At 42.7% G+C, this 26,232-nt stretch carries 18 protein-coding genes; 4 read left to right on the top strand and 14 right to left on the bottom strand.

Annotated elements, in window-relative coordinates; translation table 11 throughout:
* Positions 1-10: 10 nt before the first annotated feature.
* The 12 genes from F6K53_RS23235 to dnaK form a co-directional block, all read right to left on the bottom strand.
* Complete coding sequence (locus F6K53_RS23235) at positions 11-1,627, bottom strand: ATP-binding protein (RefSeq protein ID WP_293023475.1); 1,617 nt, start codon at positions 1,625-1,627, stop codon at positions 11-13.
* 203 nt (positions 1,628-1,830) lie between these two features.
* Positions 1,831-2,784, bottom strand: coding sequence for a lysylphosphatidylglycerol synthase transmembrane domain-containing protein (locus F6K53_RS23240; protein WP_075901081.1), 954 nt, complete (start codon positions 2,782-2,784; stop codon positions 1,831-1,833).
* 102 nt (positions 2,785-2,886) lie between these two features.
* Positions 2,887-3,336 (bottom strand): helix-turn-helix domain-containing protein, encoded by a 450-nt coding sequence (locus F6K53_RS23245; RefSeq protein ID WP_075901083.1) that lies wholly within the window; start codon positions 3,334-3,336, stop codon positions 2,887-2,889.
* A gap of 872 nt (positions 3,337-4,208) precedes the next feature.
* Positions 4,209-5,876 (bottom strand): hypothetical protein, encoded by a 1,668-nt coding sequence (locus F6K53_RS23250; RefSeq protein ID WP_293069548.1) that lies wholly within the window; start codon positions 5,874-5,876, stop codon positions 4,209-4,211.
* Positions 5,877-5,941: 65 nt separating this feature from the next.
* Positions 5,942-6,679: a class I SAM-dependent methyltransferase gene (locus tag F6K53_RS23255; protein WP_081431501.1), complete on the bottom strand. Its 738-nt coding sequence runs from the start codon at positions 6,677-6,679 to the stop codon at positions 5,942-5,944.
* Between the two features lie 62 nt (positions 6,680-6,741).
* Positions 6,742-8,136, bottom strand: a complete 1,395-nt coding sequence (locus tag F6K53_RS23260) for a glycosyltransferase (protein ID WP_075901089.1) — start codon at positions 8,134-8,136, stop codon at positions 6,742-6,744.
* 912 nt (positions 8,137-9,048) lie between these two features.
* The gene (locus F6K53_RS23265) at positions 9,049-10,641 is read right to left on the bottom strand and encodes a hypothetical protein (RefSeq protein WP_293069545.1); all 1,593 of its coding nucleotides are present in this window, start codon (positions 10,639-10,641) and stop codon (positions 9,049-9,051) included.
* A 127-nt stretch (positions 10,642-10,768) separates the two neighbouring features.
* Entirely contained in the window at positions 10,769-11,815 is a 1,047-nt protein-coding gene (locus F6K53_RS23270; protein WP_293023494.1) for a glycosyltransferase family 2 protein, read from the bottom strand.
* 89 nt (positions 11,816-11,904) lie between these two features.
* Entirely contained in the window at positions 11,905-12,045 is a 141-nt protein-coding gene (locus F6K53_RS23275) for a hypothetical protein (RefSeq protein WP_293069543.1), read from the bottom strand.
* A 500-nt stretch (positions 12,046-12,545) separates the two neighbouring features.
* Positions 12,546-13,157 (bottom strand): hypothetical protein, encoded by a 612-nt coding sequence (locus F6K53_RS23280; protein WP_293069541.1) that lies wholly within the window; start codon positions 13,155-13,157, stop codon positions 12,546-12,548.
* Positions 13,158-14,657: 1,500 nt separating this feature from the next.
* Complete coding sequence (locus tag F6K53_RS23285; RefSeq protein WP_293069567.1) at positions 14,658-15,701, bottom strand: DnaJ C-terminal domain-containing protein; 1,044 nt, start codon at positions 15,699-15,701, stop codon at positions 14,658-14,660.
* A 227-nt stretch (positions 15,702-15,928) separates the two neighbouring features.
* On the bottom strand, positions 15,929-17,950 hold the full coding sequence (dnaK, locus tag F6K53_RS23290; RefSeq protein ID WP_293037892.1) for a molecular chaperone DnaK: 2,022 nt from the start codon (positions 17,948-17,950) through the stop codon (positions 15,929-15,931).
* Between the two features lie 418 nt (positions 17,951-18,368).
* Between dnaK and F6K53_RS23295 the strand changes: the two genes are divergently transcribed.
* The 4 genes from F6K53_RS23295 (at position 18,369) to F6K53_RS23310 (ending at position 22,805) form a co-directional block, all read left to right on the top strand.
* On the top strand, positions 18,369-19,352 hold the full coding sequence (locus tag F6K53_RS23295; protein ID WP_293023500.1) for an alpha-ketoacid dehydrogenase subunit beta: 984 nt from the start codon (positions 18,369-18,371) through the stop codon (positions 19,350-19,352).
* Positions 19,353-19,618: 266 nt separating this feature from the next.
* The gene (secD, locus tag F6K53_RS23300; RefSeq protein ID WP_293023503.1) at positions 19,619-21,010 is read left to right on the top strand and encodes a protein translocase subunit SecD; all 1,392 of its coding nucleotides are present in this window, start codon (positions 19,619-19,621) and stop codon (positions 21,008-21,010) included.
* A gap of 362 nt (positions 21,011-21,372) precedes the next feature.
* Entirely contained in the window at positions 21,373-22,374 is a 1,002-nt protein-coding gene (gene secF / locus F6K53_RS23305) for a protein translocase subunit SecF (protein WP_293069538.1), read from the top strand.
* 26 nt (positions 22,375-22,400) lie between these two features.
* A complete protein-coding gene (locus F6K53_RS23310) occupies positions 22,401-22,805 on the top strand; it encodes a hypothetical protein (RefSeq protein ID WP_293023509.1) in 405 nt (134 codons plus the stop codon).
* 1 nt (position 22,806) lies between these two features.
* On the opposite strand, the gene F6K53_RS23315 is transcribed toward F6K53_RS23310, so the two are convergent.
* Together F6K53_RS23315 and F6K53_RS23320 are read right to left on the bottom strand one after the other, a co-directional pair.
* Positions 22,807-25,587: a hypothetical protein gene (locus F6K53_RS23315; protein WP_293082340.1), complete on the bottom strand. Its 2,781-nt coding sequence runs from the start codon at positions 25,585-25,587 to the stop codon at positions 22,807-22,809.
* Positions 25,588-26,012: 425 nt separating this feature from the next.
* Positions 26,013-26,153 carry a hypothetical protein gene (locus F6K53_RS23320; protein WP_293082342.1) on the bottom strand — a complete coding sequence of 47 codons (141 nt, stop codon included), beginning with the start codon at positions 26,151-26,153 and terminating at the stop codon, positions 26,013-26,015.
* Positions 26,154-26,232: the final 79 nt, after the last annotated feature.

Here is a 26,232-nt window from a genome sequence, read left to right on the forward strand (position 1 = left end):
TAGTCATTAGTCATTGGTCGTTAGTCATTGGTGATTGGTTCGTCTGTTTTGCCTGCAAGCCTTTATGATATGAACCTACAGGAATTGCGATCGCAAATTCTGTTCCCTTACCGGGATTAGAGGTACATAGGATTTGACCGCCATGCTGTTCAACAACGATTTTCCGGCAGATATCTAGCCCTAAGCCAGTTCCCTTGTCGATTGATTTGGTGGTGAAGAATGGTTCAAATATCTTCTGTTTAACCTCTTCTGTCATTCCCGGACCATTATCGATGATTCTGATCACGACCTGTCCACCAGAACTGTCCCCAAGATCACCATTGCTGCCTATAAATTCTGTCCGAATGGTGATATTAGGCAGTGCTGGTGTCTTTTGATTTACACCTTGCGGGGAATCAGAAGACTGAGGGGAAACTCGAACCTTAAACCTGTCTACCTGAACAGGTGAAGAACCTCTAACAAAGAACCTATTAACCTGTGCCTCTTCTAGAGCATCAATGGCATTGCACAGCAGGTTCATCAACACTTGGTTGATTGGACCAGAGTAGCACTCCACTAAAGGGAGTTTTCCATAGTCCTTGGTCACGGTAATCCCGGGATTGTTTCCTTTGGGCTTTAAGCGATTATGGAGGATAGTCAGAGTACTATCAATCCCTTGATGAATATTCACGCGCTGCTTTTCATCGGTCTGCTGTCGGGAAAAGTGGCGCACTGACTGCACAATCTGTTGCAAGCGTTCTGCACCTAATCCCATGGATGATAGGGCTTTGGGAAAATCTTGGATTAGGAAATCTAGGTCAATTGCATCGGCGTACTGTTGAATTTCGGCTACAGGCTGGGGATAGTGTTTGACATATAATCCCAACAGTCTTAATAAATCTTCGCTATAGTCCCTTGCTGGAGTCACATTTCCACAGATAAAGTTAAGTGGATTGTTGATTTCGTGAACAACACCAGCGCATAACTGTCCTAAGGTGGACATTGTTTCACTTTGCTTTAACTGCTCTTGAGCCAGTTGCAGCTTCTTTAAGACATTCTCCAGTTCCTGGCTTTGGGCTTCTAATTTTGCTTGTGCTGCTTGTAAAGCTGCTTCAGTTAATTTTTGTTTAGTAATATCTTTTACAAAACCTTCGTAGTATAGAATGTAACCAGTAGCATCACGCACTGCCCAAGCACTTTCGCAAATCCACATTAGGGTGCCGTCTTGGCGATAGACCTGGGATTCAAAATCCTCTACCAAACCCCTCAAGTGCAGTAGTTCAAGGAATTGATAGCGTCGCTGGGGATCTTTGTGAAGGTACTCCCCAACACCAGTTACATGACTGAGGAATTGGTTAGGTGATTCATAGCCATATAGTCTAGCTAGTGATGGGTTGCAGGCTATATAGTAACCATCAGGGGTAATTTTAAAGATACCATCAGTGGAGTTTTCAAATAGAGACCGATATCTCTGTTGGACTGCTAAGAGAGATTTTTCCACTCTTTTACGGTCAATTATTGGCTCAGCTAGTGTCTGATTGGTAGGTTGCCAACTAGTTTTCCACTTGGTGAAGTTTTTATGAACCGTTGGATTAGGTTTGACCCGCTTGCCAGAGCTAGGGGGTAAAGTTCTGCGACTGATTAACATAGATTGTTGCCTCACCTTTTTCCCTCACGACCATTACTATTGAGCATTTTAGCTGCCTGTTGAAGGATGGGTTTCCGCTACAGACTATAGTATTTGCTGTTGGGGAATTGTGCCATCCCTGAGCGGTTGTTTAAAAAAATATTAACTAAACTGCTCCGAATTTAAATAAATTTAACATACATCTCCCCTTGACAACAGTCAAATTAAGAAGGTTTTTTTCCCAAGTTACGCACTGTAGTCAAATATTGTCCTAGAAAGGGTAATCCACCAATGGCGGGAAGTAGGTAGCGGGAAGTACACAGCAACCCTAAGGCGGCAGCTGTAGCAGCCGGAAAATAGGGTTGGTAGAAGAAAATTAGCGCAGCGTCACGGGTGCCAACCCCCGCAAAGGTTAGTGGTAACAATCCCGCTAAAATGGCTAGGGGGGACAGAGCGAGATTGGTTAAAAAGGGTGTCCAGGCGTTGAGGGCGAGGATAAATAACCAAATTTGCAATAAGTGTAAGAACCAGATAAAAATTGAAGTTAGGGTAATTTTGAATAACTGCTTGGGGTCATGCCAGAAGTAGCCGTGCATTTCCCCCCAAGAAGTTTGCATTTTTTCTAGCTTTGAGCGGAATTTTTTGGGTGCAATTTTTTTTGTCAGCAAGAAAAATAAATGGGCAAATTTGCGGGAGCTTAGCAGGAATAGCCCTAGAATTAACCCGAAAATTATCCCAGCGGTCATCAGCCAAAAGAAGTCATTTTTGCCCGGATATAGTAATAAACCAAAGACACACCATAGCAGTAGAGACAGCATGTCACAAGCTTTTTCGAAAATCACGATGGCTAACGACAAGCTCCCAGCTAAATTACCCCGCTGCTTCATAAAGTAGGCTTTAGCAATATCTCCCATTTTGGAGGGCAAGACCATATTCAGGGTACTGGCAGCTAAAATCAGGCGATTGGCTTCCCAAAATCGGAGTTGGGAACCCGTCGGCATTAGTTGTTGCAGTCGCCAAGCCGTAAACAGGGTGATCGGAATCACCATGCCCAGACTAATCGCCATCCACATGCGATCGCATTCTTTAAATACAGCGATCAGTTCGGGAAAGTCAATTTTGGTATAAATTACCCCTAGGATGATTAGGCTGATGGCAATCGAGATTAGTCGTTTCATGGATTAGCAGCAAAAGGCAAAAGGCAAAAGGCAACCGGCAACGGTCAACCTTCAATCTACCCTAGGGGAACGCCAAAGGCGAACAACCTTCAACATCTGATGCTAACCAAAAACTTTAGTCAGAATTTCAACAGCTGGGTCAACTTCTAGCCACACCGTAGCCCCACAATGCTTAGGACAATTGGGTTGATAAACTAAGCGAGATGGGCCTTTGATTTCTACATAATGACCGTAGGTGTTGCGGTTGCCTTGTTTGACGGTCAGGACAGGCTTGTAAGTATCGTATTTTCTATTTTCCTTAATAATTTGCTGGTTGACGTGGATGTAAGTCGCCACCTTTTGAGCAACTTTTTTCCAGGTTCCTTTTGGTCCACGCTTACCAGGAATGACTCTGGGCATGCCGTTAAATAGGGGAATTTGCCAAAATCTGCCAACTTTTTGAGCGCCTTTAATTCTGCCGCTTTTGAGGAGTTGGCGAACTCGTTGGACACAAATTCCTAAAAGATAAGCTGCTTGAGTGGTTCCAATTGTAGTTATCTGTTGTGCTGCCATGTCTTTGCCTTTTAGTCTAGCGCTATTGTTTGTTCATGATTTTAATATAACACAGATTTTTAAATAGCGCTAGTGTTTTGGTAAAAAATGTTACATAATTTAATACTATGTTGTTTATATAGTGTTATAGGTTTGAGTTTAGAGTGGGAAGTAAAGTACTAGATCGTTGATGTAGTTTGATTAATCTTATTAGTCAAATTACTATAGCGCTATTGCTTTTTGGGACAGGTGATTTAAACAGTATTGGCAAGAAATTAAATAGCGCTATAGTTTAATCATCAGAGTGTTAGCTAATGAATTAATGTAGCGTTATAGTATCTTGGCCGTTAGCTTAATAAGCGCGCTAGCTTTATTCAGTGTTGTTAGTGGTTTTATATAGCGCTATGTTTATTGTTCCAATTCATATAGCGCTATTAATTTCACAGCAAAGGTGATCTAATTACCAACAAATTTTATAGCGCTATAGTTGGGATAAGCATTGATCACACAACACTTGACCACTGAGGCACTCAGAACTATTTTCCAAGTTACCTGATCTCAAAAACGCTGCTCGAACTTCAACCATTCATAATCATCCAAGGTTTGCACCTCATCACTTAGGTCAACCCAGGGTTGTAATTGTCCTGCTTGAAAGGTACGACTCATCACCACATAAATCGATGTCTGGTCTCCACCAATTCCGACACTTTGTACCGATTTCCAAGACTTAGCTTGTAACTCATCAATTACTAACCATCGCTCACCTTGCCAATAAAAATATCGGCGAAAGCAGAAGGGAGCGTCTTTTTTACCAGTAATTAATAATTAGGGTTAGTCAAACTCTTTTCTAAGCTGGGTTATGAGGATTAGATGGGTTTGCCCTAGCTGCCCACCTACTTTATTTCGTCATTGGGCTTTTGTATTAGCTTGTAAAGGCTTTCGCTCTGACCCTCAAAAATTATTTCTATTGTTGTGCTTGGCATGAATTGTGAATAATGTGCTTCGTTCAAGGGGCTACCCTGAAAAATAATGCAATTCTTCTCTATAAGATTACTTAAATCTAATTCTTGATTAAAAGATTCATATTTACGAGACCAGATATTGTAGAAAAATCCATCAGGAAAACTATATTCTAAGACCTTAGAAAACCGATTTGAAGCAAAATCGTTACCAAACTTGAGTGCATATTGTCTATCGCTAGACCGATAATATCTTACGTGAATACAATTATTGTAATTTTGCTTAATCAACTGATTAATAGTTTTAATTTCACCCCTATAAGATTGATGACTATTTTTATCCTGTAACATTAGCTGATAAGTAACTGCGGCACTTGCTGTCACATACACCGTTAACACAAGTAGACTTAGTTTTGCATAAATACTTGGTTGTAAAAGAGTAGTCAGTTGTTGTTCAAATAGAGTAACTTGCACCCAAATCAGCAGACTACATAACCCCATAGATGGGATTAAATAATGAGTAGCAGGGTGTTTTAACGTAAGCATTATTTGAAACCCAATAATCAACAAAAGACATAAGTACAATAAATAAAGCTTTTGAACGGGGACGATAGGAGAGTATTTGTGTTGTAAATCGAAATTTTGTAAGGTCGGTCTAGCCAACCAAAACCAAACAGTAACAATGAAGAAATTTAATACCGATAAGCCAACAGTATAAAAGAAAAATCTATCCTGGGGAATCAAGTTAATAAAGGTGCTTGGTAAATTTGAAATATCAACTAAACCTGGATTACCACTGCCATAGTGTCCTGTATGGGTCGCAATCGACGTCAACCAATTAAAAAGACGAGGGTATTGGGAAAAAATAGGAGATGTTGTAATAAAAAACGTGACTATTGTTGTAAAAATTGCTAATCCTTTCTGAAACCAACCAGGAAGCAGCATAATCACCAGTATCATGGGGATAAATGTGACTTTTGTGGATATCCCTAATCCCAAAACTATACCGATAGCTAGGGCAAATTTAGGCAATCGGGCTCTCTCTGAGTAAAGATAAAATAGCAGCAGAATCACCAACACTTGAGTCAAAGAAAGTAGTAGGGTTTCCGGTCTCACACGGGTGGATTCTTGTAGGGGAGTCCACAAAAAAGGTCCTAACTGTAATAGTAAACTCAACGCAATATTCTGAGAGAATGCAAAAGCAACTAAACCCACCAGCAACAAGCAAGATGTTATGATAAGAAGCAGGATGGTGTTGACAGTGATCAAATAAAACTCAGGATTTTGCAGTACAGATTCTGTAATATTAGAAACAACAGAATTCGTCAGGTACTGAATAAAATAAGTGATTTGAATAACAATAGCACCAAAAACTTGTAGAGTAGTGCCCGGATGATCGGTATGACCAGGTGTTTGGAATTGGATGATATTTAAAAAATTTAGGAGATAAGCATACTCAGGATCAGAGTTTATTCCAAGCCAATATGGACCGAATTCCTGTCTAATAATCAGAGAAATAACAGCGAAGATAACCGGGATAATAAATAAATAAACAAATTGCTTTTTTTTAGATACTTTCTGCCGGAAATGACTGATGTTCATAGAAGCATTAACGTAGTTGTTTTAATATAATTATCCTTATTATTAATTTAAGCATTAGCTATCACTTAAATTACTTTTTCTAGTTCAATCGTCATGAACATTCCCAAGTGAGGATTAAGGGGTGATAGAAGCCATTCCATAAATTGCACTAGACTAAAAAGGGCTGATGGGAGAAGTTGTCTCATAGACAATCCTCCACTAATCAGATATCTTAAGGGTGTATGATTTTTTATACTTCGTACTCTTAAACGAGGAAATTCTTCCCGAAAAAGTTCGCTATCTCGGTTAAAAATAATCCAAGGAATAGCCATATTTGCTCCTGACAATGGTCCCCCTTCTTCAAAACCCCAATACCCCCGTGGATTAAATGGTTCATGGTGAAAATTCTTATAAATAAAGTTAGACCAACAAGTATTTGCTGGTTCGATCATGACAAGTTTTCCACCAGGCTTAAGGCAACGATCTGCTTCCCGAAAAAATTGTCGCGAATCTTTAATATGGTGCAATACATCAATCATCAGGATGGCACTAAGATCGTTGTCTTCAAAGGGCATATCTAAAGCAGAAAAAACTAGATCAACACCATCATAGGGTAAGACATCTGAAGTGATAATTTGAGAATTGTATTCTTTTAAGAAACTAGCACCACTACCAAGCTCCACAATTTTACCATCTGGTGGAATTGTCTTAATTCTCACTAATAACTGATTATAAAAACTATTATAAGTTTTTATAAGAAAGGGTTTGCGCTGAATTATTGCCCTTAATACATGGATGTTGTTTGGATTATCTAGATTGGTCATCTTAGATAACTCAGGAAGTCTTAATAAGTTAAGCATAGTAATCACAGAAGTCAGCTATATAATTAGGAAAACTTTATCTTCTTGGCTGCATAAGCACACATTTTAAAAAGTACCAACCCCTCCTTAAAGTGCTGAATATTTGAAGCGCCATAGGTTCTGGGCATATAACGGACGGGAATATCATTTATTTTTAATCCTAACTTCGCAGCGCCGAATAACAAATCAAAATCGCCAAAAGGGTCAAAATCACCAAAGTAACTCCGATTTTCCGCAATGCGGCAATAATTCTCTTTTGAAATTGCCTTGGTTCCACAGAGAGAGTCTTTGATTTTAGTATTAAGAAGATAGGATAGTAGCCAGGCGAAGAAACGGTTAGCCATTCGGTTCAACCAGGGCATAGTAGTAGCATTTACTGGGTAGATGAGGCGGCAACCGTTAGCAAATTCACAGTATCCAGAAGCGATCGCCTCGAAAAAGTAAACTAAATCTTCTGGCTTAACGGTTAAATCGGAATCTAAGATAATAAAAACGTCTCCTGTTGCCATGTTAAAGCCTTGGCGAACTGCGTCTCCTTTGCCTATCCCTGATTGTTGGGCAACTTTTATATCCCATCGATCTTTGTACTTTTCCTGAACCCGTTGAATTTCTGACCAGGTGTCATCTCTAGAGTTTCCTTCTACAAAGATGATTTCAGTATGTCGGCCCAATTTTGGCATCCGGGTGACGCAAGCTTCGATATTCCCTGCTTCGTTTCGTGCTGGAATAATCACTGAACAAGTCCTTTGCTGAATTTGGGTTTGAGCATCAGCATCTTTAGGCTGTAATCTGGCAATAATATACTCACATAAACAAAGTTGGTTGATAAAAGGCAAGGGTGCTAGGAACCGATTTATAAAATAGCTTATTAGTGGCACTCGCTTTGGAAAGAGTAATCTTTTTCCGTGATAAAGGACTTCAAAACCAGTTAGTTGTAATAAATTTTGAATATCTTCCAGACTCAACCAGTTGAGATCTGATAAGGGCATGCGTTGCCCGATCAAGGTGGCAAATTGTAGAATAGGTTCCCATACAGGGTTTTGAAACGTCATGACCAAACGGCTATTATTATGGCAGGCTTTTTCTATAGAATGTAATGCCTTCTGTATATCCTCTATGTAGCTGATTGTATTGGCCAATAAAATATAATCAAATTTCTCTAGGGGTTGAAAATATTCTATATTCTCTACCTGAAACTCCAGTCCTGGAAAACTTTTCTGACTATCTTCGACGGCCTCGGAATTTCTATCAATTCCGAGGCCATAACTTGGATTAACAGCCGCTAATAAGTACCCCAAACGTGAACCAACCTCTAAGACAGAATAGCCAGGACGTGTTGAAAAGCGGAAAAACTTTTCTAAGTCTTTATAGTAGTAGAGATTTCGATTTCTCCATTTTTCCATCCAATTTTTATAGTTCATATCATCTAATAAAAATTATGGGCAGTTCTGTAGAATTAGTGATGTTATGATTTACAACCGGTCTATTAAGCAGTGCCTAAGGCAGCGCTAAATTATAATTGTGAATAAAATTCCAAATAGCACCAATTTGAAGACATTGTCAAAACGCTGACACCATCTCTCTCAGCAGGTGGGCATTGCTATCGAAACTGTTTCTGTGATCGGATTGAGTCGCGAAAGAGACTAACCTAAAAACCTTAGCCTATATAGATTACCCTCAGATTCTTCCTAAAATTCCACTATGTCTTTTGCTACCATGCCTTTTCCTCTTTACTATAGCGCTCTTGTATAGTTTATATCTGAGGTTAACACAAATTTTTAAATAGTGCTAGTATTTTTTGGTAATTGTTACATAATTTAATATCTTGGCTATCGTTATAGTTTTAGGAAGTTAGTAAGCTGATTAGATTAGCGCTATATTTAGTAGCTTGAATTGAACCCAATTACTATAGCGCTATTACTTGACCGGCGGAGGCAAAGGATACTCTTAATTAAATAGCGCTATCTTTACTTAAGAGTAGGAGCCTATCAAAACTATAGCGGTATAATAATTTGGTTGGGGAGGATTAAATATAGCCCTAATTTTTTTGGCGTTGCTGAATTAAGGAATGAATGCGCAATCATCTGGTTTTGTTAAAGCCCCCTAAATCCCCCGAGCGAGGGATTGCTCGCTCGGGGGACTTTGAACGTCTTATTCCCCCCAGAATTGGGGGGTTAGGGGGGCAAAACCATACCCAGAATCAGCAACGCCATTTTTTTGATAAGACATGATCTAATCACCACAAATTTAATAGCGCTATAGTTGGGATAAGCATTGATCACACAACACTTGACCACTGAGGCACTCAAAAATATTTTCCCAGTTATCTGATCTCAAAAACGCTGCTCGAACTTCAACCATTCATAATCATCCAAGGTTTGCACCTCATCACTTAGGTCAACCCAGGCTTGTAATTGTCCTGCTTGAAAAGTACGACTCATGACCACATAAATCGATGTCTGGTCACCACCAATGCCGACACTTTGTACCGATTTCCAAGACTTAGCTTGTAATTCATCAATTACTAACCATCGCTCACCTTGCCAATAAAAATATCGGCGAAAGCAGAAGGGAGCGTCTTTTTTCCCAGTAATTAATAATTTCTGCAATAATTTCCGAATTAAATTGGGAAAGAAGCGTCCTATCGTTAACATCACTCCCCGCAGAATTAGTAAATTCATTGGAGTCATTTGCTTCTGTTTCGCCCATCCCAAGTTTCCCTCAATCAGAATTTCATCTTCACTGACTTTAACTTGATAGTCATCAATCAGATGACCAACAGCATTTTTTAATTTACCTCTGTTTTGTACTAATATAGAAAAATGGGTATCTGAAGCAATTAATTGATTGTCTCGAAATATCTTAAAAACGCCTCCTTTATTCAAAGCTAAATAAAGTTCTGTACCTCGACGGCGGTCAATTAGGATGTTGGCGTCTTTCAACCATACGCGACCACTGCGACGGGGAGTTGGTTTGGGTCGGTTGCTGACAAAATCCCGCCAAGATAGGAGATAATTCCATGTATGGTGACCAATAATGTGATCATCGGCGTAACAGGGACCAAGACCATTAGCTAATCCCACCAAGAAGCGGTCATTAATCTCTAGGGCTTCTGGAAACCAGCGTCCTACTAATTCAAAGCCATGGGGAAAAAAGTTGTAAGTGTTACGGCTAGTGTATTCTCCGCCATAGGAACCATCGGGATGGATGAATTGTGCGGCTAATTCGACAGCTTTGATCAGAGCTTCTTTTAGGCGTGGGTCTAATCTCAACAGATAAATCCTGGCTAGACAGGAAATCGTTAAGGTGTGGTAGCCTGGGTCGCAGCCTTCGTATTCTATAAACCAACCTTCGGGACTTTGCCAGGATAATACTTGCTCTAGTCTTTGCGATCGCGCTCTATCCCATTGATTGGTATGCAACAGTTCCGATAGCAGGTCTAAACATAAGACAATCAAGGCTTGGTGGTTGCTGAGCTGTCCACTTTCCATGTGATGGGCTAGCCAATCTGCTCGTTTTTCAAAGAATTGTAAGGCAATGGGGTTATGGAGTCCCATGGCTTTGTAACTTTCGATGCTAGCCAATAAAGAAAAGGCGGCGGCTCCAGCAGCACGCTCAAAAGGGAAATAATCATCACAGGAGCCATCGGGATGGGAACTGGATGCAGCAAAAAGTATCCCTGCTTCGACCCAATCGAGAATTACTGGTTGCTGGTAGAACGGGTTATCTGGCAAGTGGGTATGATAGGCTAGTGCTAGGGGCCAGACAAATTCCTGTGCCATCCCACTAGGAAAATCAATTATTTTATAGTGCCAGAAGTTACGGTCAAAGCAGCCGTAGGTGGGACTGTGGGGATTGCGGTCTAGGAGGGTAAGGATTTTAGGGATTTGGTTTAGGGCTTGACGGGCGAATAGGTCTCTGGTCATTATTTACTGCTGAGTGCGTTAGTCCGAGAGTCCGAGAGTGATTAATTCTTTTCAGCCAAAAGTAGTCTTAAGAGCTTCCCACTATAACAAGTAGTCTTAAGAGCTTCCAACTATAACAATGGGAGTCTCAACGATTCAAGAAACTATTGACAAATTCTTCTCCTTCTCCCCCCTCATCACGGTTTTCCCGCTGTTGATGATTTCCGGTTGATGGCAAATGGGGAGTGTGATTGGAGTCAACTTCCAATCGACGTAGTCGTAGTTGGATGTCTTCTAGAAGTTGACGATTGACTGCCATTAGGTCTGCCACTAAACCAAATATCCACAGTTGAAAGCCCATTAGAATCAGAATAGCAGCTAAAACTAGGCTGGGTACGTGAGCTTTGGGAGTACCAGCGAAGTATAGGATTAACCAACGAATCCCCAGTAAGGTTCCTAGGGTAAATGGAATTGTCCCCAAGGTGATAAAGAATCTCAGGGGGTTGTAGGTCATGGAGATTCGCAGGATAGTGATTAGCGATCGCTTAACATAGGCACTGATACTCTTGACTAGACGGGACGGGCGTAAATAGCGATTGGTGCGGATTGGTACAGACGTAATAGCGATGCCTTTTTGTCCAGCTTGAATAATAGTTTCTAGGGTGTAAGTGTATTCATTAAAGACATTTAGCTTTAAGGCGGCTTCTCGGCTAAAGGCTCGGAATCCACTGGGAGCATCAATGATATTAGTATTGCTAGCAATTCGGACTACCCAACTACCGAATTTTTGTAGACACTTTTTAATAGGGGAGAAGTGCTTAATCTTCTGAATCGGTCGCGCCCCGATCACTATTTCGGCTCGACCTGATATAATAGGTTGTATGAGTTTGGGAATGTCATCAGCGCAGTACTGATTATCCGCATCGGTATTGACAATAATGTCCGCATCTGCTTTCAAGCAAGCTTCGATTCCTGCCATGAAAGCTTTGGCTAGTCCCTGATTGTGTTTAAAATTGACAATGTGGTCTACGCCATAGGAGCGGGCTACGTCTACGGTGCGGTCTGTACTGCCATCATTGATAATTAGCCACTCAACGGTATCTACACCCCTCAGTTGACGGGGAAGCACCGAAAGGGTAATCCCTAGGCTGTTTTCTTCGTTGTAGCAGGGGATTTGAATAATTAGTTTCGTCATCGATGGTGACGGGTTTTGCTTCAAGAATGGGAAAAACTCCGGTGCCTTTGATTATCGCAGACCCAGGCAAAAGAGTTTTGGTTTCTTGATTATGGTAGGTTATTGAGGATTATACCAGTTGTTAATGGAGAGTCAAGGGAGTCGGGAGTCGAGAGTAGGGAGTAGGGAGTAGGGAGTAGGGAGTAGGGAGTAGGGAGTAGGGAGTAGGGAGTAGGGAGTAGGGGAAGCAAAAGTTGTGTTTTTTACATATTTGTGATCATAAAGCAAATTAGAACAATTTAATATAGCGCTATAGTTAACTAAAAATTATGCGATCGCAGAACTGCTGATGATAGTTTTACCACTATCGAATTTTGTGCTATCGATTGGTTTAATGGAAATTACGCGATTGGCCTACGGCCACGCTACGCGAACGAATTGCTAATCATGACTTGAGCAAAGCACAAATTTTGCGAAGCACGAATTTATGCGATTGGCCTACGGCCACGCTATGCGATCGCAAAACTGCTGATATGAGGGGGGTATGACAACCGGATTTAGTTTAATTATTAAAGTCGCCACGGGTCGCACCTAAAAGATACATGCTGTTTTGGACGGGACCTTAGACGTAGTTATAAGGGCTTGAGCTTCCAGAAAATCATTCGTAGGGTCAATTTGGGAGTTTATCTTCCCTAAGATCATTGGCATCAAAGCCTTATCTAGTAAGCTTTTCAGGGCTCATGTCACCCCCTCAGATAATTTCTCCTATCCACTCTAAGAAACCCACAAGAGAATCCATAACTTCAGGAGTGACTTCACCAGCATCTTCTAGTAATTCAATTGTCTCATCTCGGACTTCTCCTATTTCAGAAAAATTTTCAATAGTGACTTCACCTGTCTCATGTAGGACTTCAGATCCTATGTTAGTAAAATTTTCAATAAAATTATTTGCATTGGCTAATAAATCCCTTAGATAATACTCTAAAGTTTTTAGATTATCGTGTTCCATACTAAACATATCATTATTATTTTCAAAAACAATTTTTAGTGAATTTGTCATTATTTGATTATAACGTTTAGCCATAGATAAACCAATTTTTCGAAATTTTTGGCGTAACTTATTATCAAGATTACTTACACCTTTTTTAAACTCATCATTATTACTTACATCCACAACTGTATTAGCAATTTCAGGCTCTTCCAGGAGTCTAGCGACAACTCTTGCAATAAGTTTAGGATTACCATTAAAATTTTTGATTATATTCTTCAATTCTGGAGAATTTTGCATTATATCTCCTATTACAATAGTTCCTGCAATACCTAAACCTGCGGCCTCAGTCAAAGTTTGATCTTTGTTCAACATGTTTTTGTTTGTATGGTTCTTCAGTACCTGGTATGCTAAATTTCCAGTTAAGAAACTTATAAAGCTTACTGTATAAGGATTTTTAGGCTATTCAACTAACAAAATTTTCCTTTATACGGCCTCTGACCCCAGATCCGCTGTTCCCAGATCCGCTGTTCCCTCTTACATACTGTTTATTTAGCATAACAAGTACGGAAGAGCCGTTTGTATAAGCATTTAGAGACCGCTGCCACGTGAATACATCCATAATTCAACCTACCTATTTATAGTCCTTAATTACATATCTGCTTAATTTAGAATTTTTATGCTAAGCAGGTACACAAAATTAATTATAGCGGTTTTTAGCCTAATGAGGTACACAGGATTTTTTACCTGTCCCATCAAACCAGGTAATCTGTACCTCACCAAATTTAAAACCGCTATACACATTTCCAAAAAACTCAAACCATTACAATGTAAGGGTTGCAGAGATTGCGAGTAGGTAATTAATTATGGGATCGGTGCTTATAATTTCAAGCCTAAGGGGGTGACAACATAGCTAGAATGTCACCAATATATTCAAGGGTGGGTTTGATTTAGTTTCGTACTTCTGTTAGGGCTGCTTGGCCTAGAGAACAGGGTAAACGCATCTAATTTTTTTATTTCTACATATAGTGTTTATTGAATTGCATGAAAACTATATATAGAAAGTATATTCTCAATAAGCACAATAAGACCGGGTTTATTGAGAAATACCCCCGGTTACCCAACAAGATGCGCTTACCCTGCTACTTATCGGGTTTTACTATAGCGCTAGTTTTAATAAAAATTATCCAATTGCAATTGCATAACTGATCAGAGTTTTAGCCCTATCGAATTGTACTAAGCCCGCTATACTCAATTCATTATTAAGCGATCGCATTGCTAATCATTATTTGAGCGCTATCAGATTTTACACTACTATATTATTATGTGATCCCATTGTTTCTAATGAGTTTCCTAAATATCCGCGTTTACTAAGACCGCTAGAATTACTCCCAATTAAGGGATCACAGGGTGCATCTCAATCCATGCTGTTTAACACGGTGGGTGGAATGGGCATCTTGCCCGTTACAATCGGACGGACTGTTCCAAACTGGCTACCGCGAAAATCAGGGCTAGTCCATCCCTAACGCACCCTACTGGCGTGGCAAGCTTAATTTGATGCATTAGAAACAGATGGGGGAGTGTGGGGAGTGTGGGGCGGGGGCGCGGGGAGTGTGGGAAGATGGGGAGCAAAAATCTATTGCACTATTTTAAGCTTGCCACGCCACTACAGAACATTTTCAAACAAAATAATAACGCCTGGGCATCAATTATTATTAAATAATCATGGGAGTTGTCAACAATAAACACTCATCTTTGCTTCAGGCTTAAATAACTAAATAATTCATCGGTTGTTTTTCCCAGACTTATTCAGCAAGCCCTACCTAGGCATCGACTCTAACCATACTTGTGGATGCTTGGATGTCAGCCTTTTTCCTAGACCGGTAAATCCTGGCGAGGATTAAAATTATCAATCTGCCGTAGTTTTTCGTACAGTTCTCTGACCTCCTCAGTGACTTCGGTGGGCACAACAATCTGAATTTCTACTACCTGATCCCCTCGCACCCCTTCTTGATTGGGATAACCCTTATTGGCCAAGCGCAATTTTTGTCCTGACCTCACCCCACTAGGAACATTAATTTGCACTATACCATCCAAGGTGGGAACTTCTATTAAGTCACCTAATACTGCTTCAGCAGGCGTTACTGGTACTACACAAATCACATCAAATTCCTCTAATTTAAAGAAGGGATGAGGTGACACAGTGATTTTTAAATTTAAACATCCACCATCAATACCTTGACCTTGGAGCCGCACCAGGGCACCGGTTACCATCCCAGCAGGTAGCTCAATTTCTAAACCCCGTCCATCTTCTAGGCGAATTCGCTCTCGACCCCCCTTATAGGCTTTTTCCAAAGGTAGGGTTAATCGAGCGTCAATATCTTGAGGTTGAGGTTTGGGATAAGGTTGAGGCTGAGGCTGGGATTTCGGTTGAGGTCTCAGACGAGAACTAACCGTGTAGGCTGTTTTAGTTTTCCCTGGTCGAAACGCACTGTCGGAACTTACCCGAGTCCCTGGAGGTGGGGTTGATGTTGCCTTTCTAGTAGAGCGGCGTCCGAGTAGTTGATCAACGAAGGTGTTAAAGTCCCGGTAATTGCCATAATCCTCTGCTTGGTATGAACCACGACCATTGCCGTTCCAGCCTACATTTTTAATCAAACTAGCCGCTTTAGCCGCTTTTCTACCAAAATTCTTCTGCCAATATCGACTAAATTGGTCGTACTGCGATCGCCTATTCGGGTCAGAGAGAACTTCATATGCCTCACCAATATCCTTGAACTTGTCTTCTGCTGTCTTATCTCCAGGATTCAGGTCAGGGTGATACTGTCGAGCTAACCGCCGATAAGCCTTTTTAATTTCCTCGCTGGATGCCTCTGTGGGTACACCCAACATTTCATAGTAATCTCGATAGTTTTGCATAGTCATTGGTCTTAGTCATTGGTCATTAGTCCATTGTCAGTGTCTTAATGCATTCCCTCATCGGGGAAACCCCCGTATTAAGGGGCTGCATCGCTTTTTTGATCTATTCTTGATTAATGGTCAATTGTCAGTATTTTTTGAAGCGAAGAGCCCAGTTTGCTTTTACCTAAACACTAATTGCTAATTAGTTGTGGCTACTGACTACTGACAACTAACTATTGACTAATTTAGAACCAATCATCATCCTCATCCCAATCATTTTCAAGGGGATTTCTGCGATAGCGATCGCGACTGGATCTCGATGAACTAGCCCCATAGGAGTCATAGGAGTCCCCCCCCCGGCGGTAATCCCGTTGAGAATATCTGTCTGTGTCACTATCTCCGGTAAAGGTGCGACGAATTGAGCCAAAGAAGTCATCATCCTCTTCTTCCTCATATTGCAGCCGTACCTCTCGCTTGAGCTCATAGAGGGCATCTTGTAGATCACCTTGAGCCCGATCAATAGCCCGGTCATCATTTTGGGCAACGGATTGACGCATCTCCTGAATTAAGCCTTCAATCTGACGCCGATAACCACTAGCAAACTGTCTACCAAAATCTAGGGCTACCTCCCTCAGTTGCCGTTCCGCTTCATTAGCCAAACTTTCTGCCCGATTGCGCTTTTCTACTCGTTCCCTTCGTTCCCGGTCAACCTGGGCGTATTCTTCTGCCTCACGAATCATTTTGTTGACTTCCGCCTCACTCAGGGTAGAAGCCCCTTGAATGGTAATGCTTTGTTCTCGACCAGTAGTTTTATCCAGTGCCAATACCTGCAAAATTCCATTGGCATCAATATCAAAAGCCACCTGAATTTGGGGCACTCCCCGTGGTGCTGGGGGAATACCAGTCAACTTAAACCGACCCAAGGACTTATTATCTGTTGCCATATCCCGTTCCCCTTGCAGCACATGGATTTCCACCAAAGTCTGATTATTTTGGGAGGTGGAAAAAATATCAGACCGCCGGACTGGGATAGTCGTGTTGCGAGGGATTAATTTTTTCATCACCCCACCAATAGTTTCCAAACCCAAGGACAACGGGGTTACATCCAGCAATAGGATATCTTTGACTTCACTGTTGAGAATTCCTCCTTGAATTGCAGCTCCTACTGCCACTACCTCATCAGGATTAACGTTCTGATTTGGTGCCCGATCGATTAAGCTGCGCACCAATTGTTGTACCATAGGGGTGCGGGTCCCCCCTCCTACCAAGATCACTTCATCGATTTCCATAGGAGTTAAGCCAGCATCTTTGAAAGCTCGTTTTAGGGGTCTGCGCAAACGACTAACTAGATCCACACATAGCTCTTCAAACTGGGAGCGCTTCAGCCTAGTTTCTAGGTGTTTTGGACCATCTTCTGTAGCTGTGATAAAGGGCAAATTAATATCAGTTACACCCACCCCAGACAGCTCGATCTTGGCTTTTTCTGCAGCTTCAGTCAGCCGTTGTAGGGCTTGGCGATCGCGTCGCAGATCAATTCCCTCTGATTCCAAAAATTGCTCTGCCAACCAGTCAACAATTTTTCGATCAAAATCATTGCCCCCCAGTTGAGTATCACCACTGGTGGATAGGACTTCACACACCCCATCCCCCACCTCTAGGATAGAGACATCAAAGGTACCCCCACCCAAATCAAATACTAGGATTGTTTGACTTGCCTCAAGATCCAAGCCATAAGCCAAAGACGCTGCTGTTGGTTCATTAAGAATCCGCAGAACCTCTAACCCAGCAATTCGTCCAGCATCTCGTGTGGCTTGCCGTTGAGAATCATTAAAGTAAGCCGGGACTGTTATTACTGTCCCTGTTACCTCCTCTCCCAGGTAGCGGCTGGCCTCATCCGCCAACTTCCGCAGAATCATCGCAGAAATTTCCTCTGGGGCAAAGTCTTTTTTCAAGCGGGGGCACTTAATTCTCACATTACCACTTTCATCCCGGCGAATGGTATAGGCAACCCGCTTCGACTCTGGATTCAGTTCAGCATACTTACGTCCAATATACCGCTTCACCCCATAGAAAGTATTTTGGGGATTAAGCACAGCTTGGCGGCGTGCCAATTGTCCTACAACCCTTTCCCCATCCTTACTAAAGCCAACCATTGACGGAGTTGTGCGCATACCTTCCGCATTAGCAATTACCACCGGCTTACCGCCTTCGATGACAGCCACCACGGAGTTTGTTGTACCCAGGTCAATGCCGACTACCTTGCCCATGCGTCCTTTATTCTCCTCAAGATGAATGCTGTCAACTCGTTCAATGAATTTCAACTACTATATATATAGATGATATTTTGATTAAAATTGTATATAGCCAGTGGTTCGGTTTTCCGAAGCGTAGTCACCCTAGACCCCTGACGCTTGCAGTTATGCTAAGGGATGCCCCGAAGTGCTGAATCTATTCTATCCCTTGAGTTATGCTCAAATTGAGCATAATTTTAAAATAAGCATCCTATCATAATAGAGATTATGTTAGCAAACTCGAACATCGGGTTAAGTAGTAGATTCAATACTATTGATTAGCGCTACCACAGCTCAATCTGCCCGACTTACCTGAGGGAAACTTCCCTGTGCATAATCATTCGAGGGCTCTGGCAATGCTAGGATCACAGTAGCCCCCTATATTGAATTATTAATGGCAGAAACACTATTCTTTAATGCTCTGCGTGAAGCCATAGACGAAGAAATGGCACGGGATGAGACAGTATTTGTAATCGGTGAAGATGTTGGTCACTACGGTGGTTCCTACAAAGTTACCAAAGATCTGTGTAAAAAATACGGTGACTTGCGGCTTCTGGATACCCCCATTGCCGAAAATAGCTTTACTGGTCTAGCTGTGGGTGCAGCAATGACAGGTTTACGACCAATTGTCGAAGGCATGAATATGGGGTTTTTACTCCTGGCATTTAACCAAATTTCCAACAATGCTGGGATGCTGCGTTATACCTCTGGTGGTAATTTTAAAATCCCGATGGTGGTTAGAGGTCCTGGTGGTGTCGGACGTCAGTTAGGAGCCGAACACTCCCAGCGTCTAGAAGCCTACTTTCAGGCAGTTCCTGGTCTCAAAATCGTTGCTTGCTCCACCCCCTACAATGGGAAAGGGTTGCTGAAATCTGCCATTCGAGATGATAACCCAGTACTGTTCTTTGAACACGTCCTGCTCTACAATCTCAAAGAAAATCTGCCAGAACAGGAGTACTTGGTACCCCTTGATAAAGCTGAAGTTGTACGCTCCGGTAAAGATGTTACCATTCTCACCTACTCCCGGATGCGTTACCACGCCATGCAAGCGGCTAAGCAGCTGGAAAAAGAGGGGTATGATCCTGAGGTAATTGACCTGATTTCCCTCAAGCCTCTAGACTTTGAAACCATTGGTGCTTCACTGGCCAAAACCCACCGAGTCATTATTGTAGAAGAGTGCATGAAAACCGGTGGCATTGGGGCAGAATTAACAGCATCGATTAACGAGCGCTGGTTTGATGAACTCGATGCACCAGTGCTTCGGCTTTCATCTCAAGATATTCCCACTCCCTACAACGGGACTCTGGAAAATCTCACCATTGTCCAACCCGATCAGATTGTCGAGGGTGTGAAAAAGATGATGGCTTTGCGGATTTAATTTAAAGCTTGGCAAATAAAGCTTAGGCATTAGCCATGCAGGGGGCGTTGCTGATCTTTGGATGCTGGAGGTTAAAAAGATCCCGATTGGTGACTAACTATACTAAGTAACCAATCGATGGAATACTTAAACCTCCAGCCTTCAGACTTCAGAGTTCAGACTTTAGACTTTAGACTTTAGACTTTAGACTTCAGACTTCAGACTTTCTCAGTTACTACACTCGCCAAAACAGATTATCATAGCATTTGTTGCGGCGGGTCGTAGTCATGCAAAAACAGCGTTCACTATTAGCCTTAATCCTAGTACTTGTAATTACAGCAATCATAGTACTGGTGCAAATTCCGATCCGGTTAGGACTGGACTTGCAGGGAGGGGCTCAACTTACAATTCAGATTAACACTACCGAAGAGATTACGGAAATCACGGCTGAGCAATTAGCCGCAGTTAAAACGGTTATAGAAGGCCGAGTCAATGCCCTAGGGGTTTCTGAGTCGGTAGTGCAAACCGTTGGCAAAGACCAGCTTTTGGTACAGCTACCTGGTGTCAATGACCCGCAACAAGCGGAACGGGTACTAGGGGGAACAGCACAGCTGGATTTTCTCAATCAAAAGATTGGTACAGAAGCACAGCTGCGGGTTGAACAGCAAGTGCTACAAGAACAACAATTCAACCAAGAAGTATTACGCAACAGTGGTGATGGAGATGCGATCGCAGAAAATCAAGCTGCTATCAATCGTAGTAACCAAGCCATCCTTGAACTATTTGAAAGTACTGGTCTGACTGGCAAAAACCTCAAAGATGCTCGTCCCCAACCTCTTCAAAGTGGTAGTGCTTGGGAAGTAGCTATCCGATTTGATAGTGAGGGAGCTCAAAAGTTTGCTGAGCTGACCAAGAACATTGCCGGTACAGGACGCAGCATTGGTATTTTCCTCGACAATTTACTAATTAGTGCTCCGAGTGTGGCAGCGCAATATGCTGAAAATGGCATCAGTGGTGGTGCAGCAGTGATTACGGGTAACTTTGATGCCGAAAGTGCCTATGAATTTGCTGCCCAGCTGCGGGGAGGTTCCTTGCCCTTGCCAGTGGAAATCGTGGAGAATCGCACCGTAGGGGCAACCTTAGGACGAGATAGTATTCAACGTAGTATCTATGCTGCTGTAGTGGGTCTGATTTTAGTATTAATCTTTATGGTGGTCTATTACCGACTCCCTGGCATCATTGCTGATATTGCTCTGAGTATCTACGCTTTACTTACCATCGCAGCATTTGCCCTACTAGATGTTACCTTAACCCTACCCGGAATTGCTGGTTTTATCCTTAGTATCGGTATGGCAGTTGATGCCAATGTGCTGATTTTTGAGCGGACACGGGAAGAATTACGTGCTGGTAAGACCTTGTATCGCTCAGTGGAGTCCGGGTTTTACCGAGCATTTTCTAGTATTGTAGATGCAACTGTGACCACATTAATCGCTTGTGCAGTACTGTTTTGGCTAGGCTCAGGTCTAGTCAAAGGCTTTGCTGTCACCCTAGGCATTGGGGTAGGAATCAGTATGTTTACCGCCCTTACCTGTAGTCGCACGCTGATGCTCGTGACAGTTTTAGGACTTCCAGGGGTACGTCAGAAACCAGAACTCTTCTGCCCTAATTTACCAACCTAATAGTTTAGAAATTAGCAACTAGGAAGTAGGAACTAGGAAGTAGAAACTAGGAAGTAGGAAGTGTAATTCAAGGGTTTGGATAAAGCGTTTATTTCACCATGATCCGGTTTAACTAAAAAACCTATTTCATCCTTCATCCTAGTTGTAGATAAAGTGGTGAATAGAGTTGTGGATAAAGTGTTTAGTTGACCATGATCAGTTTCCATCAACAAACCCATTTCATAATTCATCATTCATAATTCCTAGGTTATAGCAATCCTAAATTAAATTAATTGTGATAATTTTGTTCCCTACTCCCTACTCCCTACTCCCTACTCCCTACTCCCTTTGCTATATCAGGATTTACTAATAAAAAAGTCAATATGAAACTTAATGTAATTAAAACGCGATCGCTTTGGTGGAGCATCTCAACCTCCCTGATTACCGTCGGTATCATTGCCATGGTGATTTCTTTTCTCCAACTAGGAGCCCCTTTACGGTTAGGTCTGGATTTCGTTGGTGGTACCCGCCTACAGCTAGAGAGAGACTGTACTCAACCTGGAAACTGCGACCAACCCATTGATGTGGCTATGGTACGGGAGGTGATGACAGTACAAGGTCTTGGCAATAGCAGTATCCAAATTCTAGGGGAAGAAAAACAAGCCCTAACAATTCGGACTAAAACATTAGATGTTGAACAACGCACCCAGTTGCAAACTGCCCTAACCGAGCGTCTTGGTGTTTTCAATCCCAAATCTACTCAGATTGACACCGTTGGTCCGACCTTGGGCAGACAACTGTTTGTTTCTGGCTTAATCGCTTTGTTTATGGCCTTTGTGGGCATCTTTGTCTACCTTACCTTCCGATTCGAATTTGACTATGGCCTATTCGCTTTCGTTGCCCTGTTCCACGATGTCTTAATCGCCATTGGTCTTTTCTCTATCCTAGGTTTGGTGCTAGGGGTAGAAGTCGATACCTTGTTTGTGGTTGCCCTATTGACAATTATTGGTTTTTCGGTTAATGATACTGTGGTGATTTACGACCGGGTGCGAGAAGTAATTAAACTCAAGCCAGGTCAACATATCAATCAAATTGTAGAGGATGCTGTTAATCAAACCTTAACCCGTTCCATCAATACCACCTTAACTACCTTGCTACCCCTGTTAGGAATCTTGCTGTTCGGGGGAGAAACCCTAAAATTCTTTGCCTTAGCACTGATTATTGGTTTTATAGCAGGGTCTTACTCCAGTATTTTTATTGCCAGTACCCTCTTAGCTTGGTGGAGAGAGCGCACTGGTAAAGCTCAGTCTGTAGTAGAGGTTCCGGTTAATCCCGAAAAGGAGGGGAATTCAGTGATTGAAGCAGAATTTTCTGATGAAGTTTAGTTCTAATTTTCAATAGTTTTCTGATTATGGAGCAGCCAGGTAGCCAAAGAAGAAAAATTACCCTTGACCCCATCTTTAAGGCCAGGGTAAAACGATTACATCAAATAACTGTTTATGGTAGGTGGGTTTTCGTAGGCATCCTCTGGATAACTGTTGCTCCATTAAGCCTGTGGGGTTGGCACTATGAAATTTCCCTGATGCGATCGCATTTTACCTGGGCGGCACTCCGGTATAGTATTATCTACAACCATGTGCCTGCAATAGGTCTGGCTATCTGTATTGGCACAACCTTAGCCGTCTTAGTTTGGCAAAGTCGCAATATTTTATTTGGATTACCACCCTTAGAACAGAAACGCCTGGAGCAACAAGTACAGAGGATTTGTCAGCAAGGACCAACACACCCACTCTGGAAGTGGGTGTGCGGCTCTTGAATTAAATAAAATCTGCCTCTGTGAGCTGACTTGCGGATATCCCTAACACCTGTGCTAAGACTTCGCCAGTGTCATCAATACTAATAGTACTCTGGACAATATTACCAGTAATCTCCAGGTCAGCAAAGGTCAGACCTCCACCTAACTTGAAGAAATCGATTCCATTTTGAAAATCATTCACAGTATCTGTTCCCTCACCAGGGTTCAAGACATAGGTGTCAGAGCCGACTCCTCCAGATAAGATATCATTCCCTAATCCGCCTTCTAAGGTATCATCACCGTTATCACCAACAAGGATGTCATCACCCTCACCACCGATCAAGGTGTCTGAGTTTTCTCCCCCAGACAAGGTATCATTACCAGCTCCACCTTTGAGTAAGTCGCCATTAGTCCCACCATCAAGGACGTCATCACCGTCACCACCGTGCAAGGTGTCTGAGTTATCTCCTCCAACCAGGGTATCATTACCAGCTCCACCGTCGAGTAAGTCATTGCCTGAGCTACCTTCTAGGCTATCGTTGCCATTACCCCCAAGCAAGGTATCATCCTGGAAAGTACCAATCACCGTCGAGTCATTATCTTGGATGGTAATCAGAGTAGCTACCTCACTGACGTTGTTGAAAGCTAAACCATCATCAACCACAAACTGGATAATGCGACCAGAGGCATCAGTCACACCAGATGTGTTTTCATACTCTAGGGTGTTGAGGACTTGCTGGTAATTTTGGATGGTATCTACCCCTTCTAACTTAAGGATACCATTGTCAGGATCGAAGGTAACCGCTATCGAGGTATCGGTGTTGTCAACAGTCAGCAGTTCTTCTGTGGGATTCAGCAGATTAGCAATTGTTACTGTTGCGCCAACGAGAGTGGTGTTATTAGCATCACTCAGAGTCAATTTGTTATCTGGGAACAGTGCCAGCTGATTACCGGTAAATGTGATAGTACCATCAATCCCTTCGGTATCTACAATAGCTGGGGCAGCAGCTGCAATAGCTGGGGCAGCAGCAATAATTGGTTCGGGTGCTGGATCAGTATCAGTCGTGGTATCAGTCGTGGTATCAGTCGTGGTATCAGTCGTGGTATCAGTCGTGGTATCAGTCGTGGTATCAGTCGTGGTATCAGTCGTGGTATCAGTCGTGGTATCAGTCGTGGTATCAGTCGTGGTATCAGTCGTGGTATCAGTCGTGGTATCAGTCGTGGTATCAGTCGTGGTATCTGTGACCGATACACCATTGAGGTCTATCACTGGGGCAACATTACCGAATAGGACATAGCTATTCCCTGAAGTGTTGCCATTGGATGTACTCAGCTCAAGACCAGGTGCTCCGATAACTAGGTCATCAATGCTATCACTATTAACGTCTTTTGCTCCACTTACTGAGAAGCCTAGGGAGTCAGTACCTTCGATAACTAAGCCATTTTCCCCGTTTAGGGTAGAAAGGTCTACACTGCCAGTAGTTCCCAACTCTTCACTGCCGAATAGCACATAAACTTTGCCTGCACCTTTAGCTCCAATCGCAACATCAGCATACCCATCATAGTTGAGATCCCCAGCATAACTAACTGACGAGCCCAGGAGACCATTCGCTTCAATCCCTGTGATGGCAAAGCCGTTGGTACCGTCGAGGCTGGCAAGGTCTAAGTTCCCTGTACCAGCAACATCTGTGCCGCCAAAGATTACGTAAGCCTGGCCAACATTAGTCTGGTCACCGGCGTCAACAAAGGGAGCCCCAATGATTAAGTCACTAACACCATCACCATTGACATCGCCAGCATCACTCACGGACCAGCCTGCCCTGTCACCGAGATCAAGGGTGGAACCTTCATCAATACCATTAATGACGAAGCCAGTTTTGGGGTCGGAGGAGGGTATCGATGAGAGGTCTAGAGTTCCAGTGGCACCCAAACCTGAACCACCGAAGACTACATAAGTCTTGCCAGCAGAACTGTTGTCAGTAAGAGGAGAATCACTACCAGGAACACCGATAGCGAAGTCTTTGATGCCATCACCATTGATATCCCCAGCACTACTGACTGAGAAACCTGCTAAGTTTCCGGCAACACCACTGGTGAGGAGGAAGCCATTAGTGCCGTCCAGAGTGGAGAGGTCTAGGCTACCGCCAGTACCTACTGTGCCACCAAATACTACATAAGCCTTGCCAGGATTAAGACCCGGAGAAGCAATAGGCAACAAGGCATGAGGAGCACCAATCAAGAGGTCATCTTTACCATCGCCGTTAACGTCCCCTAAATTGCTGATGGAATAACCGGAAAATTCTGCAGGATCGACGCCATTGATAGCGAAGCCATTGGTACCGTCTAGGGATGAGAGATCTACGCTACCAGTAGAGCCGACAGTGGAACCGCCAAATATCACATAGCTCACGCCATTGTTGTTGGGACCAGCACCGGGAGCACTTACCACTAGGTCATTCGTATCATCACCATTGATATCTCCACCACTGCTAACCGAGAAGCCTAAGAATGCAGCCTCATTCAGACCTCCAATCACAAAACCGTTAGTACCGTCTAGGTTAGCGAGTTCGATGCTACCACCAGCACCCACACCTGGACCACCGAACACCACATAGCTTGTACCTGAAAAATCGCCATTGGGATCAGCTCCTGGGGCTCCGATAATCAGGTCAAGATTGCCATCACCGTTGATATCTCCGGCGCTGCTGACTGAGTAGCCGGAGCGGTCACCTAATGTAACACCATTAATAGAGAACCCAATTCTGCCGTTAAGGTTTGAAAGATTAAATAGTTGATTTGACATAGTTAAGTTGGTAGATGTATATATCCTTTCGATTTGCCATCATCTCAGTTAATCCTAGTGATTGGGACTAGGATTGTGATAAATTAATCAAAATTTTACGTAATTCTGAGGCAGTCTAGGGGAAATCTTTATATGTTGATGGGAAATAATTAATTACTTTAAAATATCTACTACGCCGTTTGAGGTATTAAGTCAGTCAATATAATTAGAATTTATGGAATTTTCATTGTTGGTAGGTAATTGGTGTTGCCGAAAATTCCGCTAATCAAGGGATAACCTTCCTAGACAATCCACCACTCAAGCTTCTTGGTTTTGTTCAAATATTTATGCACTAAATAAAATTAGTTATGTAAAGATTTGGCAAAACCGCCAATTTGGCCCGACACTATTATTGAATTGTGCTATTCACCTGTGTTTGTTTACACCTAATTTCTCCATCTCCCCATCTCCCCATCTCCCCATCTCCCCATCTCCCCATCTCCCCATCTCCCCATCTCCCCATCTCCCCATCTCCCCATCTCCCCACCTCCCCATCTCCCCATCTCCCCAACTCCCCTTCTCCCCATATCCCCTACCCCCCATCTCCCCACCCCCCCACTCCCCACACCCCCCACTCGTCCACCCTCCCACTCCTTCACTTACACA

Source organism: Moorena sp. SIO4A1, assembly GCF_010672065.1.
Classification (GTDB): domain Bacteria; phylum Cyanobacteriota; class Cyanobacteriia; order Cyanobacteriales; family Coleofasciculaceae; genus Moorena.